Here is a 243-nt window from a genome sequence, read left to right on the forward strand (position 1 = left end):
CCCCTGAAACCAGTTATCTTCAAGACATTCTCGTAAACGTAATCGAGCGCGAAACAAGGTCGTGTTTAAATTGCTTACGGTCACCTCTTCGTTGTCACAAATCTCATTGGTATCCAACTCTAGAAATTCGCGCATCATAAAAAGTCGACTGTATTTAGCCGGTAAAGCCTCTAAACAAGTGTCGAAAATACGCCAAAAGTGTTTGCTTTCTACACTATGAACGGGTTCGTCCCATTTCTGTGG

The 243-nt window shown here is 42.4% G+C and carries 1 protein-coding gene; it reads right to left on the reverse strand.

The window, feature by feature from the left end; all coding sequences use genetic code 11:
- On the reverse strand, positions 1–189 hold a 189-nt coding region (locus tag A3773_RS18480; RefSeq protein WP_269454520.1), incomplete at its 3' end, for a sigma factor-like helix-turn-helix DNA-binding protein.
- Positions 190–243: the final 54 nt, after the last annotated feature.

The sequence above is a fragment of the Neptuniibacter pectenicola genome, assembly GCF_001597735.1.
GTDB classification, from domain to species: Bacteria; Pseudomonadota; Gammaproteobacteria; order Pseudomonadales; family Balneatricaceae; genus Neptuniibacter; species Neptuniibacter pectenicola.